Here is a 14,901-nt window from a genome sequence, read left to right on the forward strand (position 1 = left end):
TCAACTCTGAAAATACACCCACGATGAACAGCCAACAGATCAAGACCTGGGCCTGGGTCCACAAGTGGAGCAGCCTGGTCTGCACCGTCTTCATGCTGCTGCTGTGCCTGACCGGCCTGCCGCTGATCTTCCACCACGAAATCGGGCACCTGCTGGGTACCGAGGTCGAGTCGCCCAAGATGCCTGCGAACACGCCGCGCGTGAGCCTGGACCGGGTGATCGAGGTGGCGAAGGCGCAGTACCCCGAACGCGTGGTGCAGTTCGTGTCGCAGGCCGAGGACGACGACGGCATGTGGTTCGTCACGCTCACGCAGACCCCGGCGCCCACCGATGACTTCAAGTCGGTGGTGGTCGACGCGCGCACCGGCGCCATCCTGGCCCAGCCGAAGTTCGACGAAGGTTTCATGTACGTCATGTACAAGCTGCACGTCGACCTGTTCGCCGGACTGCCCGGCAAGCTGTTCCTGGGTTTCATGGGCTTGCTGCTGCTCGTGGCCATCGTCTCGGGGACGGTGCTGTATGCGCCCTTCATGCGCAAGCTCGACTTCGGCACGGTGCGCCGCGAGAAGCGCCCGCGCCTGAAGTGGCTCGACCTGCACAACCTGCTGGGTGTAGTGACGCTGGTGTGGGCCTTCGTGGTCGGCGGCACCGGCATGATCAACACCTGGGCCGACCTCATCATCAAGTACTGGCAACACGACCAGCTCAGCGGCCTGCTCGCGCCCTACCAAGGCCAGCCGACGGTGCCGGTGGCTGAACGTGGGTCGCTGCAACGTTCGCTCGAAGCGGCCGAAGCGCGCGCTCCGGGCATGAAGGTCTCCTTTATCGCCTTCCCGGGCACTTCGTTCTCCAGCCCGCACCATCACACGGTGTTCCTGCGTGGCAGCGAACCCTTCACCTCGCGGCTGCTGCAACCGGTGCTGGTGGACGCCAAGACCGATCAGGTCACGGCCAGCCCGAAACTGCCCTGGTATCTGACAGGCTTGCTGGTGTCGCAGCCGCTGCACTTCGGCGACTACGGCGGCATGCCGATGCAGATTCTGTGGGCGCTGCTGGACATCGCCACCATCATCGTGCTGGGCAGTGGCCTGTACCTGTGGCTCAAGAAGGCCAAGGGCGCACCCGCTGCGCACGCGCGCGATGCCGCCGCCGGTGCGCCGTCGCATCCGCCGGTCGGCGCTGTCCACCCGGCGGCAGCCAAGGTGGAGGCGCAGACGTGAAGCCGCGCCACGCCTTCTGGCCGCTCTGGGGCTGGCCGATCGTGCTGGGTGTGATGACGGCTGTCGGGCTGGTGTCGGCGCTCTTCAGCGACGGCGGCGCGGGCGACATGCTGGCCTGGGTCATGCTGGGCATCCCGGTCGCGGTCTGCGTGTGGTTTGGCTGGGTACGCCGCAGGCACTGACCGACTTCAACGGACAATTGGGGCATGAGAATTCCGATTGCCGTGCCTTGCCTGCTCCTGCTGTCCTCTCTCTCGGCGCAGGGGCAGGATGCCGAATCTCCCGCCACCCTGCGCGAGATCACCGTGTCCACCCCGCGCGGTGACGTCCGCCCCTTCGATGCGGCGGGGTCGGTCGATCGGGTGGAGGGCGCCGACCTGCGCGCCAGCCGGATGCAGGCGCAGCTCTCCGAAGGCCTTGGCGGCGTGCCGGGGCTGCAGGTGCAGAACCGCCAGAATCTGGCGCAGGACCTGCAGATCTCGGTGCGTGGTTTCGGCGCCCGGTCGACCTTCGGCGTGCGCGGTGTGCGGCTGTACGTCGATGGCATCCCCGCCACGCTGCCCGACGGACAGGGCCAGACATCGAACATCGATATCGGCTCGCTCGACCACGTCGAACTGCTGCGTGGGCCGTTTTCGGCGCTCTATGGCAACTCGTCGGGCGGCGTGCTGCAGGCTTTCACCGAAAATGGGGAGGGGCGACCCAAGTTGAGCTACTCGCTGGCTGCGGGTAGCGACGGCACCTGGCGCCAATCGCTCAAGCTCGGCGGCGCGTCGGGCGCTGTCGACTATGTGCTCAGCGGCAGCCGGTTCCAGACGGACGGCTACCGCGACCACAGCGCTGCGCGGCGCGACCTGGCCAACGGCAAGCTGGGCATCGCGCTGGACAACGGCGACCGGCTCACGCTGGTGTTCAACAGCGTGCACCTCGATGCGCAGGACCCGCTGGGCCTCACCGCCAGCCAGTATGCGCTGGCGCCGCGCAGCGCGGCGCTCGCCACCCAGTACGACACCCGCAAGACCGTCGACCAGAACCAGGCGGGCCTGACCTACGACCGGCGCATCGACGCCAGCAACACGCTGCGCCTGACGCTGTACGGCGGCGAGCGCAAGACCACGCAGTTCCAGTCGATCCCGCCTTCGGCCCAGCAGAGCGCCACCAGCGCCGGTGCCGTCATCGGCCTGCAGCGCGACTACGCGGGCATCGACGTGCGCTGGACCTCATCGCTGCAACTGGCCGGCCGACCCCTGGAGATCGTCGCGGGCCTGGGCTACGACAGCCTGCGCGAGTCGCGCCAGGGCTACCAGAACTACACGGGCAGCCTGGCGGCGCCGGTGCTCGGCGTGCAGGGCCGCCTGCGCCGCGACGAGCGCAACGAGGTCTGGAACCTCGACCCCTATGCCCAGGCCACCTGGCGCCTGGCCGACGCCTGGACGCTGGAGGCGGGGGTGCGCCGCAGCAGCGTGCGCTTCGACTCCAAGGACCACTACATCGTCGGTGCGAATGGCGACGACAGCGGCAGCGCGCGTTACACCAAGGTGTTGCCGGTGGCATCGCTGCGCTACGCGGCCACGCGCGACCTGGCGTTCTACGGATCGGTGGGGCGCGGCTTCGAGACGCCCACGCTCAACGAGCTGTCGTACCGCCCCGACGGTCGCAGCGGCCTGAACTTCGGGCTTCAGCCATCGGTGAATGACAGTGTGGAAGTCGGCGCCAAGGCGCGCCTGGCCGGGGGCCTGCTGACGGCTGCGCTGTTCCAGACGCGCACGCAGGACGAGATCGTCACGGCCACCAACAGCGGTGGCCGAACGACCTACCAGAACGCGGGCCGCACGCGCCGCGACGGCCTGGAAATCGGCTGGCAGCACGAGAGCGCGAACCACTGGCGCACCGAGCTGGCCTATACCTGGCTGGATGCACGCTACCGCGACGGTTTCTGCGCCGTGCCTTGCACGGCGGGCGCGGCGGTGCCGGCGGACAACCGCATTCCCGGCATCGCGCAGAACGCGCTGTTCCTCGCCTATGGCTGGGTGCCACCGCAAGGCTGGCGCGCGGGCGCCGAACTGCGCGCGCTGAGCCGCATCCAGGCGAACGACCTGAACACGGCGCAGGCGCCGGGCTACGCCGTGGTTGCGCTGCATGCGGGCTACGTCAAGCGCTGGGAAGGCTGGGAGCTCAATGCCTTCGCGCGCGTCGACAACCTGTTCGATCGCCGCTACATCGGCTCCGTCATCGTCAATGAAGGCAACCAGCGCTACTACGAGCCGGCGCCAGGCCGCAACTGGACGGTCGGACTGGGCGGCAGCTACCGCTTCTGACGGCAGCCGTGCGCCGTCAGGCCAGCGGCGGCGCCATCCCGACACCCAGCAACCCGTCGAGCAGCGCTGCGTCGGCGGCCAGCGCAGCGCTGGTGCTGGCGTGCACGACGGTGCCGCGTTCGAGCACGATGGCCTGGTGCGTCATCTCGAGCGCGAGCACCGGGTGCTGTTCGACCACGATCGACGCCAGCCCTTCGCCTTCGCACAGGCGGCGGATCGAGGCGGCCAGCTCTTGCACGATGATGGGCGCGAGACCTTCCATCGGCTCGTCGAGCAGCAGAAGCTTGGGGTTGGTCATGAGCGCACGGCCGATGGCGAGCATCTGCTGTTCGCCGCCGGACAGCTGGTTGCCGTAGTTGCCGCGCCGTTCGCGCAGCCGCGGGAAGAAGCCGTAGACGCGCTGCAGGTCCCACCGGCCGGGGCGGGCGACCACGGTCAGGTTTTCTTCGACCGTGAGCGACGGGAACACCTCGCGTTCCTGCGGCACCCAGCCCAGGCCGGTGCGCACGCGGCGGTGCGCTGGCCAGCGCGTGATGTCCTCGCCGCACCAGCGGATGGTGCCCTGCGTGACGCGGGTGTTGCCCATCAGCGTCTCGAGCAGCGTGGTCTTGCCCACACCGTTGCGTCCGAGCACTGCGAGGCTTTGGCCTTCGGCCAGCGTGAAGCCCAGGCGGTGCAGCACCACCGCGTTGCCGTAGCCGGCGACGACTTTGTCGAAGGCGAGCAGCTCAGCCATGGGCCACTCCTGCATGTATTCCTGCATGGGCGTGACCCAGGTACACCTCGCGCACGCGCGGATCGACGCCGATCTCGGCGGGCGTGCCCTCGGTCAGGATCTGCCCGGCCACCAGCACCGAGATGCGGCGCGAAAAACGGAAGACGAGTTTCATGTCGTGTTCGATGAACAGCACGCTGATGTCCTGCGGCAGTTCGGCAATCGCTTCGAAGAGTTCACCGCTCTCGTCCTCGGGCACGCCGGCCGCGGGCTCGTCGAGCAGCAGGATGCGGGGCTTGGCCGCCATGGCGAGCGCGATCTCCAGCAGCCGCTGCTTGCCGTAGGCCAGCTCGGCCACCGGCACGTCGGCCAGCGCATCGAGCTTCAGGCGACCGAGCAAGGCGTGCGCTTCGTCGAACAGCGCCGTGTGCCGCGTGAGCGGCCGCCACCACACCGCGCCCAGGCCTTCGCGCTCGCTGATGGCGAGCACCACCGACAGCAGCGGCGTGAGGCTGGGGAACAGCGTGTTGATCTGGAAGGTGCGCGCCAAGCCCATGCGGGCACGGCGGTCGGCGGTGAACGCGGTGATGTCCTGGCCGTCCATCTCGATGCGGCCCGCGGTTGGTTTGATCACGCCGGTCAGCAGGTTGATGAGGGTGGTCTTGCCGGCGCCGTTGGGGCCGATCAGCGCCTGGCGCGCGCCGGGTTCGAGCGACAGGTGCACGTCGTTCACCGCCTGGAAGGCACCGAAGCGCACGCCCAGGCCGTGGGTCTGCAGTGCTGGCTTCATGGCGCGCTCCGCTTCGCGAGGCGCGACAGCGCGCCCATGATGCCGCCGCGGCCGACCATGACGGCCGCGATCAGGAAGATGCCGAGCCAGAACATCCAGTACTCCGGGTTGAGGTCGGCGAAGGCGTCGTGCACCCCCATGTAGACCAGCGCACCGATCATCCCGCCGTAGAGCCGGCCGGTGCCGCCGAGCACCAGGATGATCAGCACCTCGGCCGAGCGGTTGAAGCCGATCGACTCGATGCCGACGAACTGCGTGGTCTGCGCCAGCAGCGCACCCGCCACGCCGGCCACCGCGGCCGACAACGCATAGGCCATGCGCAGGCGCGACTCGACCGGCGAGCCGATGGCCAGCATGCGCTTGCGGCTGTCGTGGATGCCGCGCAGCGCCAGGCCGAAGGGCGAACGCAGGATCAGCCGCACGCCCAGGAACAGGACGAGCACCACGCCGAAGGCGTACAGAAAGGCCGTCTTGCCGAACAGGTCGAACTCGAACAGCCCGAGCACCGGCCACATCACCATGCCCTGCAGGCCGTCGGTGCCGCCGGTGATGCCCGACAGGCGATTGGCCAACTCGGCCAGCAGCACGCACACGCCGATGGTGATCATCAGCCGCGTGAGGTCGGCACCGCGCACCACCAGGTAGCTCAGCAGGTAGCCGAGCGCGGCGCAGACGACCAGCGCCACCAGCAAGCCCGTGAAGGGCTCGCCCCAGCCGTGCTTGGCGAGCAGGCCTGCCGCATACGCGCCGGCGCCGAAGAACGCCGCGTGGCCGACGGTGAGGATGCCGGCATAGCCCAGCGCCATGTCGAGCGACACCGCGAACAGGCCGAAGATAAGGATCTGGCTCATCAGCGTGAGCTTGTCCGGCAACAGGAAGAAGCAGGAGGCCAGCGCGAGCCAGAAGGCCACCTCGACCCAGCGCAGGCGCTGTGGAGAAATTGCAATGCGTTTCATGCCAGGCCTCGCTTCGGAATGATGCCGTGGGGCCGCAGCAGAAGCATGATGATCATCACGACGTAGATGAGGAAGGCGCCCGCTTCGGGCCAGTAGTACTTGCCGGCCACGTCGACGATGCCGACCAGCAGCGCGGCGATGAAGGGGCCGGTGATGGTGCCGGCACCGCCGACGCACACCACGATGAGGAAGTACACGAGGTACTTGAGCGGGAACGACGGCTCCAGCCCCAGCATGCCGAGGCTCAGCGCGCCGCCCAGACCCGCCAGGCCGCAGCCCAGAGAGAAAGTCAGGAAGAAGAGGCGCTGCACGTGGATGCCGGTGCCGGCGGCCACGCGCTGGTTGTCGACGGCCGCGCGCACCATCGCGCCGTAGCGCGTCTTGCCGATGCCCAGCAGCAGCACGGCCAGCACCAGCACGCCGCAGACGACGAGGAAGAGCCGGTAGCGCCCGACCTCGAGCCCGCCCAGCGACACCCGCCCGTCGAGCAGCGGCGGCAGCTGGAAGGGCTGCATCGTCGGGCCGAAGAAGTAGGTGAAGACCGCGATCGAGACGAACACGACACCGATCGACAGCAGCACCTGGTCGAGCGGATGCGCCTTGTAGAGCCGCCGGTAGAACACGAACTCCAGCGCCGCGCCGATCAGCGCCGCGGCGACGAAGGCCGCGGCCAGCGCCGGGAAGAAGCCCACGCCGTAGCGGCTCATCAGCACGCTCGCGGCGTAGCCGCCGACCATCGCGAAACTGCCATGGGCAAGGTTGACGAAGTTCATCAGGCCCATCGTGATGGACAGGCCCACCGCGATGAGGAAGAGGAGCATGCCGTAGGCCACCCCGTCGAAAATCACAATGCCCATGGAACAGTCCAGTTACTTTGCGGCTTCCTTGGCCGGGTCCTTGACCTTGTCGAACTTGTCGAACTCGACGTTCACCAGCTTGCCGTCGACCTTCTCGGTCTTGCGGATGTAGACGGTCTGCACGATGTCGCGCGTGACCGGATCGATCTCGATCGGGCCGCGCGGGCTCTCGAAGCTAAGGCCCTTGAGTGCTTCCATGAACTTGTCGCCCGACACGTCGCCCTTGGTCTTGGCGAGCGCCAGGTCGATGGCGGCCATGGCGTCGTAGGCGGTCACGGCGAAGTAGCTCGGGCGCAGGGAGGTGCCGAATTGCGCGACGAAGTCCTTCACGAACTTCTGGTTCTTCGGTGAGGGATGCGCGTACGAGTAGTGGTGGCTGGTGACCAGGCCCAGCGCCACGTCGCCGGTCGCGTCGAGGTAGCTGTCGTCGGTGGCTTCGCCGGTCGCGAAGAGCTTGATGCCGGCTTCTTCCATGCCGCGTTCCTTCCACACCTTGAGGAAGGCCGGCGGCATCACGCCCGAGGGGAAGAAGAAGAACACGGCCTGCGGCTTGGCGTCCTTGATGCGCTGCACGTAGGCCGAGAAGTCGGGGTTGTTCATGGGCGTGCGGACCTCGCCCACCACCTTGCCGCCTTCGGCGGTGAAAGCCTTCTTGAAGGCCGTCTCGGCATCGACGCCGGACGCGTAGTCGGCCACCACGGTGTAGGCCTCCTTCACGCCCTGCTTGGCCATCCAGCGTGCCATCGGGTCGGTCACCTGCTGAACCGTGAAGGACAGCCGCGCGACGTAGGGCGAGCTGGTGGTGATGGCGGACGACGCCGCGTTCATCACCAGCGTCGGGATCTTCGCTTGCGTGGCGATGGCGCCCACCGCATAGGCGTTCGGGCTGAAGTCGAGGCCGGTGAGGATGCTCACCTTGTCCCGCACGACCAGTTCCTGCGCGATGCGCTTGGCGGCATCGGGCGCCGGGCCGGCCGTGTCCTTCTTGATGATCTCGACCGTGCGGCCGGCGATCTTGCCGCCGTGTTCCTTGAGGTACAGCGCGACGCCGGCGTCGAACTGCCGGCCGTAGTCCGCGTACGGGCCGGAATAGGTGGCGATCATGCCGATGCGCAGGGGTTCGTCGGCCGCGTGCGCGCTGCCGAAGGCGCCCATGGCCGTGAGCGCGGCGAGGGCGAGGGTGGCGAGGGTGCGTCGCTTGGTCATCTTCATCATGGAACTCCGAGGTTGGAAGGAATCAGGTCGCGGCCGTCGGCACGTTCTTCAGGTCGAAGGACGTGTCGGCCAGTTGTGCGGCAGTGGGCTGCGCGCGTGCGGCGATCAGCTTGCGGCTCTGCATGTGCTCGGCCGGCTTGTTGACCGAGTGCGCACCGACCAGCACGCCGTCGCGCAGGTAGAACAGGCTGAACTTGTCGCTGGCGATGTCGCCGCGGGTCACGACCTCGTCGCCGTGCACTGGCAGGCCGGCCATCTGGAACTTGAGATCGAACTGGTCGCTCCAGAACCACGGCACCGCGGTGTTGGGCTGTTCTCGACCGACCACCGCCGAGGCCGCGGCGCGCGCGCCGTCGTTGGCGGCCTGGATGGATTCGAGCCGCACCCGCGTCGGGCCACCGGGCACCGGCACGAGCGCCATCGAGGCCACGTCGCCGGCCGACAGCACGCGCGGTGCCGAGGTGCGGCCGAACGCGTCGACCACGATGCCGTTGTCGACGGCGATGCCTGCAGCCTGCGCCAGCTCGACGTTCGGCAGCACGCCGACGCCGAGCACCACCAGGTCGCAGTCCACGCTGTGGCCGTCCGTCAGCTCGACCGCGTCGACCTGCCCATTCGTGCCGTGCAGGGCGCGCACGCCGCGGCCGGTCAGCAGCTCGATGCCGCGGCGACGGTGGGCGTTCTCGACGTAGGCCGACATGATCGGCGGGAAGCTGCGGGTCAGCAGGTGCGGCTGGGCCTCGACCACCGTGACCTCGACGCCGCGCGTGCGCAGGGCCGATGCCACTTCGAGGCCGATGAAGCCGCCGCCGATGACGCAGGCGCGCTTGGTGCGGTCGGCGGCGTCGGCCACGCGCAGGGCGTCGTCGAGCGTGCGCAGTTCGACGACGCCATCAAGCTCGGCACCCGGCACCGTGAAGGGCCGGCAGCGCGCACCGGTCGTCAGCGCGAGCCAGCCATAGCCGAGCGTGCGGCCATCGGCGAGCGTGACCGTGCGCGCGCCGGCATCGACCGCAGCCGCGCGCTGGCCGAGCTGCAGGTCGATGCGGTTCTGCGTGAAGAAGTCGGGGCCGCGCAGTTGCAGTTGGTCGACGGTGGTCTTGCCGGTGAGCAGCCCCTTGGACAGTGGCGGCCGCTGGTAGGGCGCGTGGCGTTCGTCGCCGAGGATGGTGATCGGCTCCTCGAAGCCGAGTTCTCGCGCGGTGGCGGCGAGCTGCACGCCGGCGTACGAGGCGCCGACGATCACCAGGGTCTTCGCGCCGGGCATCAGATCTGCGTCTCGGGCACGCGCACCGTGATGCCGTCGAGTTCGGCCGTCATCGTGATCTGGCAGCTGAGGCGGCTGCCCGGCTGGCGTTCGGACGCGACGCCGTCGAGCAGGTCGTTCTCCATGTCGTCGGCCGGTGGCAGCAGGGCGACGAAGGCGTCGTCGACGTAGACGTGGCAGGTGGCGCATGAGCAGGAGCCGCCGCATTCGGCGTCGATGCCGCGCACGTTGTTGCGCACGGCGTTCTCCATCACGCTGCCGCCGGGCTTGGCGTCGATGCTGCGGGTGCTGCCGTCTTTGAGGATGTAGTGGATCGTGGGCATGGTTGCTTGTGGATGCGCTGTCTCAGCGTGGGACACCGCGGAACCGGCTTTGCCGGGCCGCTGGTGTTGCCCCCTGCAAGGGGGTTGGCGAAGCGACACGAAGTGCGCGAAGACTGGGGGTGAGCATCATTTCTAGAACATGTCGAAGTACTCGCGATGTTCCCATTCCGAAACGTCGAGGTTGAAGCGGGCGATTTCCGCTTCCTTGATGTGGCAAAGATAGTCGACGAAGGTCTTGCCCATCTGTTCGTTGAGCATGGCGTCGTCGCGCAGGCAGGCGAGTGCGTCACCGAGCGAGAGCGGCAGCTGCTGGGCCGGCGTCTCGTACGGTGCATCGGCCGAGGGGCCGGGGTCGGTCTGGTGCCGGATGCCGTCGAGCCCCGAGAAGAGCTGCGACGCGAGGTACAGGTACGGGTTGGCCGTCGGCTCGCCCACGCGGTTCTCGATGCGCGTCGCCTTCTGGCCGGGGCCGCCGAGCACGCGCAGCATCGCGCCGCGGTTGTCACGCGCCCAGATGGCGCGGTCGGGCGCCAGCGAGAAGGGGCGGTAGCGGCGGTAGCCGTTGATGGTCGGGCTCGCGAGCGCCGCGGCGCCGCAGGCGTGTGCCTTCAGGCCGCCGAGGTAGTGCAGACCGAGTGGGCTCAGGTCCTGGCCTTTCGCCTCGGGCATGAAGGCGTTCACCCCGTCGCTCTTGCGGCGCAGCGACTGGTGCAGGTGCCAGCCGCTGGACATCACGTTCGGGATCTTCGGCCGGCACATGAAGGTGGCGTGGTAGCCCGCGCGCTGGCAGATCTGCTTGATGGCGCTGCGCAGCAGCACCATCGTGTCGGCCGGCAGTACGCCGGCGGTGGGGCCGAAGGTCAATTCGAACTGGCTCGGGCCGTACTCGATCTCCAGCGAGCGCAGCGGCAGGCCGAGCGCGACGAGGTTGGAACGCAGCAGCTCCATCACCGGGTCGAGCCGGTCGTAGCGCAGCTCGGTGAGGTACTGGTGGCCGTGCGACAGCAGCGACACGCGCGGTGGCTCGCCCGGCTGGCCCGAATCGCCCAGGCCCAGGCGCGGGTCCTCGAGCTTGAAGACATGGAACTCGACCTCCAGCCCGGCGATGAAGTCCAGGCCGAGTTCGTCGAGCTGCTGGACTGCGCGCTGCAGGATCTGCCGCGTCGCGAACGGGCAGGGCTTGCCGTCGGCCATGTAGGCGTCGCACAGGACCCAGCCCGCGCGCGGCGACCACGGCAGCACCTTGAAGGTGGCGGGGTCGGCCACCACGGTGAAGTCGGCGCCGCCCTGGAAGCCTTCCATGGCGAAGCCGCCACCGGCGCTGAACACCGGGAACACGGTCTTGTGCGAGGTGTCCTTGGCGAGCAGGGTCGACGTGAGGTTCACGCCGTCCCACAGTGCGTCGCGTGCCTCGCTGGCGACCAGCGTCTTGCCACGCAGGATGCCGTGCTGGTCGGGGAACGCGAAGCGCACCACGTCGACTTCGCCGCTGTCGAGCCGGTGGGCCAGTTCCTTGGCCTGCTTGTCCTGGTCGTCGGACCACAGGCCGAAGCGTTTCACGAAATTGCTCATGGCGTGCGTACTCTCTGCGTTCGGTCAGGCGCCGAGCCGCGCGGCGGCCCAGGTCGACTTGAGGCGGCGCTCGCGGTCGGCTTGCAGCCAGTACGCTTGCGGGCCGACGCCTTCGCTGGCCTTCTCGTTCACGCCGTCGATCGACGGCGGCCCTGACATGGCGCTGGCCTGTTCCTGGCCGATGACCATCGGCGCGCCTTCGCCGGCCTGCGTGCTTTCGATCGCCTTCACCAGCATGCGGCGGTAGGCAATGATCCCCTTGTCGGTGGTGCCCAGGTGCTCGCGCGTGCGGTCCTGGATCGGGCCCTGCGACTCGACGGCCCACTGGTCGTGCACGTTGATGTCCTCGCCCATGCCGGTGTAGGTCTTGGTGAGCTGTTCGTTGACGTCGTAGCCGTAGTCGTTGCGCTTGTTCTTGCGCGACGTGTAGTTCGGCAGTTCGTACAGTTCCAGCCGCTGGTCGCGCATCTGCTGCTTGTCGACCGGGCCGGTGAAGCTGGTGAAGATGGCGTACCAGTAGCAGTGCGTGTCGTCGACCGGCACATGCCACTGCGAGATCGTCATCTCGGTGCTCATCGGGATCACGAAGGCCTGCGGGAACACGACGTTGGTGACGCGCACGTGCGTGTCGGTGTCCGACACCTTGCGCAGCGTGGTCAGGCGCAGGCCGTAGTCGGTGCTGTCGACGTTGATCTCGGGCAGGTCGAATTCGCGCAGCACCTTGGTGATGGGCAGGTCGGAGTCCGCCGAGGCGCCGCGGAACTGCTTGCCGTAGCTCTCCGACGTGTCCTCGTCCTCGAAGAAGCGATGCAGGTACGACGCATGCGCCGGGTCGATGCCCACCTCGAGCGCCTGCAGCCAGTTGCATTCGAACAGGCCCTTGAAGGCGAAGGTGTGGGTGTCGGGTGCGACGAAGCAGTCGAACTCGGGGAATGCGGGCGGCTCGCCTTCGCCGATGTACGCGAAGATGGTTCCGCTTTTCTCGACGACCGGATAGGCCGCCTGCTTGATGCGCGTGCACAGCTTGCTGCCCACGGGCTCGGCCGGGGTTTCGAGGCAGTTGCCCTTGGCATCGAACAGCCAGCCGTGGAATGGGCAGCGCAGGCCGCCGCCTTCGAGCCGTCCGAAGGCCAGGTCCGCGCCGCGGTGGGGGCAATCGCGGTCGAGCAGGCCCAGCTGGCCGTTCTCGTCGCGGAACAGGACGAAGTGCTGGCCCATCAATTTCACGGGCTTCACAGGACGCGGCCCGGCCAGCTCGTCCGAAATCGCCACCGGCTGCCAGTAGCGGCGCAGCAACTGACCGGCAGGCGTTCCGGGGCCGACCCGGGTGATGAGATCGTTCTGTTCGGCGCTGATCATGCGTGGAGCTCCATCGTGGGTTTGACGAACATGCATTGCATGCAATTGCATACATTTTCGAAGCTGTCTTTGGCGAAGGTCAACGTATTTTTACGATTCAGTGGGCTGTTGGGTTACCTGTAAGGGAAATTCATGGATTTTTGGGTGCACCTTGGATGTGCGCCAACACCCCGACCTGGGTCATCCATTGCGATGTATGCAACAAATGGACCAATCGCTGGCTCTTGCGTGCAGGCCTACTGTTCTCTCCTAGAATGGGTCTTCTTTGCTGCGCCTTGCGATCCCATGGACTCCCAACAATCCCGCGTGCTGGTCCAGTTGCGCGACTTGATCCTCAAGGGCGAATTCGTGCCCGGCGAGCGGCTCGCCGAGATTCCGCTGGCCGAGAAACTCGGTGCCTCGCGCACCCCGGTGCGTCTCGCGCTCACGAGCCTGGAGCACGAAGGCCTGATCGAGCAGTCGCCCTCGGGTGGCTACCAGATGCGCCGTTTCACGTCCCGCGAGATCGCCGACGCGATCCGCGTACGCGGCCTGGTTGAAGGCTTCGCTGCGCGCTTGCTGGCCGAAGACGGCGCGCCGCGCCAGTTGCTGCGCGACCTGCACGAATGTCTCGACGACGGCGACAAGGCCGTCAACAAGCCGACGATGGAGCTGGACGACTACGCGGCTTATGTCGAGATGAACGACCGCTTCCACAAACTCATCATGGACGGCTGCGGCAACTCGGCGCTGCGGCGCGTGATGGACATGCTCGACGGCCAGCCTTTCGCGTCGCCGAGCGCGATGCTGCCGATGCAGTCTTCGATGGAAGAAGGGCAGCAGTGGATGCGGCAGGCGCACCGCACGCACCACGCGCTCGTTCAGGCGATCGAGCGCGGGCAGGGGTCACGGGCGCAGGCGCTGGGTGAGGAGCATGTCGAGATTGCGCGGATGAATCTGGACTATGCGTTGGAGCGGCCGGAGTTGGCGGCTGAACTGATGCCTGGGATGCGGTTGGTGGCGGGGAAGGGGCGGGGCTGAGGTTCTAGTCGTTGGTTCTGGAGAGAGCGCCCGGCAGGCGGTGCGGGCCAAACGACCCCACTGCGCCGGCCCTTCGGGCTGCCTTGCGGTGCTCGCCTGTCGCGGGGTCTCGCTCAAACTCGCTGCGCTCAGACAATCGCGATCCCTGGTCCGCGACAGGCTGTGCTCCTCAGCGGCGCAGAGGGGATCGCCCGGCCCGCACCGCCTGCCGGGCTTAGGGTGGCGCAATCGCTGCGCTCGCTGCAAAGAGATGCACTGCCGACGCACCCCTCGAACCCTTGTCCTCAGGCCTTCGATGTCCCCCGCGCGGCATGCCGCTGCATCATCGCCACGAACGCTTGCGCTGCCGGTGACAACGCCATCCCTCGCCGCTGATAGATGTAGAACTGCCGCCGAATCTCCGGCCCGCGCAGCGGCACGAAGCGCACCTTGAAGTTGTCCGCGAACATGCGCGCGTAGTCGGGCACCGCGGCCAGCCCGGAGCCCACGCCGACCATGGCGAGCGCGGTTGTCAGGTAGCCGACCTCGACGGCCGTCTGCATCGACAGCGAGGCGTCGTGCGACTGCAGGATGCGTTCGAGTTGCCGGTTGAACTCGCTCGAATAGATGACCCAGCGCTCGTCGCGCAGTTCGTCCCACGACACGCCGCGTCGCTGAGCCAGCGGGTGCGTCGCGGGGCACACCATGCGGATGGGCACGTCCATCAGGAAGGTGCGCGTGACGTCTTCGCCCACGGTGCGCTCGGGGCCGACGCCGATCTCGGCTTCGCCGCGGCGCACCACGCCCACCACGTCGTCGGTCGTTGCGTCGGTCACGCGCAGCCCGATGTCCGGGTGCAGCGCCGCGAATTCGCCCAGCACCGTCGCGATCCAGGTGCAGCCCAGCATCTGCGGTGCGACGACCCGCAGCAGCCCGGTGCGCAGCGAGCGCAGGTCCGACGCGCCTTCGACCACCTGGTTCACGTCGTCGAGGATGCGGCGCGCCAGCGGCAGCAGCTGCCGACCCGCTTCCGTGAGCGTGACGGCCGCGCCGCGGTCGAACAGGGTCACGCCCAGGGACTCTTCCAGCTGCTGGACCAGCATGCTGACCGCAGACTGGGTGAGGTTCACCTGCCTGGCTCCCGCGGTGAAGCTGCCGGCGCGCGCCACGGCGGAAAAGGCGCGCATCTGGCGCAAGCTGATGTTCATGGCTGCACCACGCTGGGATGGTCGAGGAAGGGCATGGCGATCGATTATCAGAAAGTCTGATCCACACATCAAAAGAATTGGCTTGATTGATGATGGTGCCGC

14 protein-coding genes are annotated in these 14,901 nt (G+C 67.8%); 4 read left to right on the forward strand and 10 right to left on the reverse strand.

The genetic code is table 11. The features are described from left to right. The first annotated feature begins 23 nt into the window (after positions 1-23). The 3 genes from J2W36_RS03615 to J2W36_RS03625 are packed head-to-tail and all read left to right on the forward strand — an operon-like array spanning position 24 to position 3,538. The gene (locus J2W36_RS03615; RefSeq protein WP_307688297.1) at positions 24-1,220 is read left to right on the forward strand and encodes a PepSY-associated TM helix domain-containing protein; all 1,197 of its coding nucleotides are present in this window, start codon (positions 24-26) and stop codon (positions 1,218-1,220) included. Then, a complete protein-coding gene (locus J2W36_RS03620; protein WP_307688442.1) occupies positions 1,217-1,402 on the forward strand; it encodes a hypothetical protein in 186 nt (61 codons plus the stop codon). The genes J2W36_RS03615 and J2W36_RS03620 overlap by 4 nt, the downstream gene beginning before the upstream one ends. A gap of 24 nt (positions 1,403-1,426) precedes the next feature. Further along, entirely contained in the window at positions 1,427-3,538 is a 2,112-nt protein-coding gene (locus J2W36_RS03625) for a TonB-dependent receptor domain-containing protein (RefSeq protein ID WP_307688298.1), read from the forward strand. Between the two features lie 16 nt (positions 3,539-3,554). On the opposite strand, the gene J2W36_RS03630 is transcribed toward J2W36_RS03625, so the two are convergent. The 9 genes from J2W36_RS03630 to J2W36_RS03670 all read right to left on the reverse strand — a co-directional run bounded on the left by J2W36_RS03630 (position 3,555) and on the right by J2W36_RS03670 (position 12,592). Further along, positions 3,555-4,274: an ABC transporter ATP-binding protein gene (locus J2W36_RS03630; protein ID WP_307688299.1), complete on the reverse strand. Its 720-nt coding sequence runs from the start codon at positions 4,272-4,274 to the stop codon at positions 3,555-3,557. Then, the gene (locus tag J2W36_RS03635; RefSeq protein WP_307688300.1) at positions 4,267-5,043 is read right to left on the reverse strand and encodes an ABC transporter ATP-binding protein; all 777 of its coding nucleotides are present in this window, start codon (positions 5,041-5,043) and stop codon (positions 4,267-4,269) included. The genes J2W36_RS03630 and J2W36_RS03635 overlap by 8 nt, the downstream gene beginning before the upstream one ends. Next, entirely contained in the window at positions 5,040-5,999 is a 960-nt protein-coding gene (locus tag J2W36_RS03640) for a branched-chain amino acid ABC transporter permease (RefSeq protein ID WP_307688301.1), read from the reverse strand. Before J2W36_RS03640 ends, J2W36_RS03635 begins: the two co-directional genes overlap by 4 nt. Then, the gene (locus J2W36_RS03645; protein ID WP_307688302.1) at positions 5,996-6,856 is read right to left on the reverse strand and encodes a branched-chain amino acid ABC transporter permease; all 861 of its coding nucleotides are present in this window, start codon (positions 6,854-6,856) and stop codon (positions 5,996-5,998) included. The genes J2W36_RS03640 and J2W36_RS03645 overlap by 4 nt, the downstream gene beginning before the upstream one ends. A 12-nt stretch (positions 6,857-6,868) precedes the next feature. Further along, positions 6,869-8,068: an ABC transporter substrate-binding protein gene (locus J2W36_RS03650; RefSeq protein ID WP_307688303.1), complete on the reverse strand. Its 1,200-nt coding sequence runs from the start codon at positions 8,066-8,068 to the stop codon at positions 6,869-6,871. A 25-nt stretch (positions 8,069-8,093) separates the two neighbouring features. After that, positions 8,094-9,338, reverse strand: coding sequence for an NAD(P)/FAD-dependent oxidoreductase (locus J2W36_RS03655; protein ID WP_307688304.1), 1,245 nt, complete (start codon positions 9,336-9,338; stop codon positions 8,094-8,096). Further along, positions 9,338-9,661 carry a 2Fe-2S iron-sulfur cluster-binding protein gene (locus tag J2W36_RS03660; protein WP_307688305.1) on the reverse strand — a complete coding sequence of 108 codons (324 nt, stop codon included), beginning with the start codon at positions 9,659-9,661 and terminating at the stop codon, positions 9,338-9,340. Before J2W36_RS03660 ends, J2W36_RS03655 begins: the two co-directional genes overlap by 1 nt. Positions 9,662-9,793: 132 nt before the next feature. Then, on the reverse strand, positions 9,794-11,233 hold the full coding sequence (locus J2W36_RS03665) for a glutamine synthetase family protein (protein WP_307688306.1): 1,440 nt from the start codon (positions 11,231-11,233) through the stop codon (positions 9,794-9,796). A gap of 24 nt (positions 11,234-11,257) precedes the next feature. After that, on the reverse strand, positions 11,258-12,592 hold the full coding sequence (locus J2W36_RS03670; RefSeq protein ID WP_307688307.1) for an aromatic ring-hydroxylating dioxygenase subunit alpha: 1,335 nt from the start codon (positions 12,590-12,592) through the stop codon (positions 11,258-11,260). A gap of 285 nt (positions 12,593-12,877) precedes the next feature. Between J2W36_RS03670 and J2W36_RS03675 the strand changes: the two genes are divergently transcribed. Beyond that, a complete protein-coding gene (locus J2W36_RS03675) occupies positions 12,878-13,612 on the forward strand; it encodes a GntR family transcriptional regulator (protein WP_307688308.1) in 735 nt (244 codons plus the stop codon). A 284-nt stretch (positions 13,613-13,896) separates the two neighbouring features. On the opposite strand, the gene J2W36_RS03680 is transcribed toward J2W36_RS03675, so the two are convergent. Next, positions 13,897-14,799 (reverse strand): LysR family transcriptional regulator, encoded by a 903-nt coding sequence (locus J2W36_RS03680; protein WP_307688309.1) that lies wholly within the window; start codon positions 14,797-14,799, stop codon positions 13,897-13,899. Positions 14,800-14,901 lie beyond the last annotated feature (102 nt).

Origin of the sequence: Variovorax ginsengisoli (assembly GCF_030811835.1) — a bacterium.
Lineage (GTDB): Bacteria > Pseudomonadota > Gammaproteobacteria > Burkholderiales > Burkholderiaceae_C > Variovorax > Variovorax ginsengisoli_C.

What these genes read in the sequence shown, in the direction of transcription:
- J2W36_RS03615 (WP_307688297.1), top strand. Translation starts at nt 24, where the DNA reads ATGAACAGCCAACAGATCAAGACCTGGGCCTGGGTCCACAAGTGGAGC.
- J2W36_RS03625 (WP_307688298.1), top strand. Translation starts at nt 1,427, where the DNA reads ATGAGAATTCCGATTGCCGTGCCTTGCCTGCTCCTGCTGTCCTCTCTC.
- J2W36_RS03630 (WP_307688299.1), bottom strand. Translation starts at nt 4,274, where the DNA reads ATGGCTGAGCTGCTCGCCTTCGACAAAGTCGTCGCCGGCTACGGCAAC.
- J2W36_RS03635 (WP_307688300.1), bottom strand. Translation starts at nt 5,043, where the DNA reads ATGAAGCCAGCACTGCAGACCCACGGCCTGGGCGTGCGCTTCGGTGCC.
- J2W36_RS03640 (WP_307688301.1), bottom strand. Translation starts at nt 5,999, where the DNA reads ATGAAACGCATTGCAATTTCTCCACAGCGCCTGCGCTGGGTCGAGGTG.
- J2W36_RS03645 (WP_307688302.1), bottom strand. Translation starts at nt 6,856, where the DNA reads ATGGGCATTGTGATTTTCGACGGGGTGGCCTACGGCATGCTCCTCTTC.
- J2W36_RS03650 (WP_307688303.1), bottom strand. Translation starts at nt 8,068, where the DNA reads ATGAAGATGACCAAGCGACGCACCCTCGCCACCCTCGCCCTCGCCGCG.
- J2W36_RS03655 (WP_307688304.1), bottom strand. Translation starts at nt 9,338, where the DNA reads ATGCCCGGCGCGAAGACCCTGGTGATCGTCGGCGCCTCGTACGCCGGC.
- J2W36_RS03660 (WP_307688305.1), bottom strand. Translation starts at nt 9,661, where the DNA reads ATGCCCACGATCCACTACATCCTCAAAGACGGCAGCACCCGCAGCATC.
- J2W36_RS03665 (WP_307688306.1), bottom strand. Translation starts at nt 11,233, where the DNA reads ATGAGCAATTTCGTGAAACGCTTCGGCCTGTGGTCCGACGACCAGGAC.
- J2W36_RS03670 (WP_307688307.1), bottom strand. Translation starts at nt 12,592, where the DNA reads ATGATCAGCGCCGAACAGAACGATCTCATCACCCGGGTCGGCCCCGGA.
- J2W36_RS03675 (WP_307688308.1), top strand. Translation starts at nt 12,878, where the DNA reads ATGGACTCCCAACAATCCCGCGTGCTGGTCCAGTTGCGCGACTTGATC.
- J2W36_RS03680 (WP_307688309.1), bottom strand. Translation starts at nt 14,799, where the DNA reads ATGAACATCAGCTTGCGCCAGATGCGCGCCTTTTCCGCCGTGGCGCGC.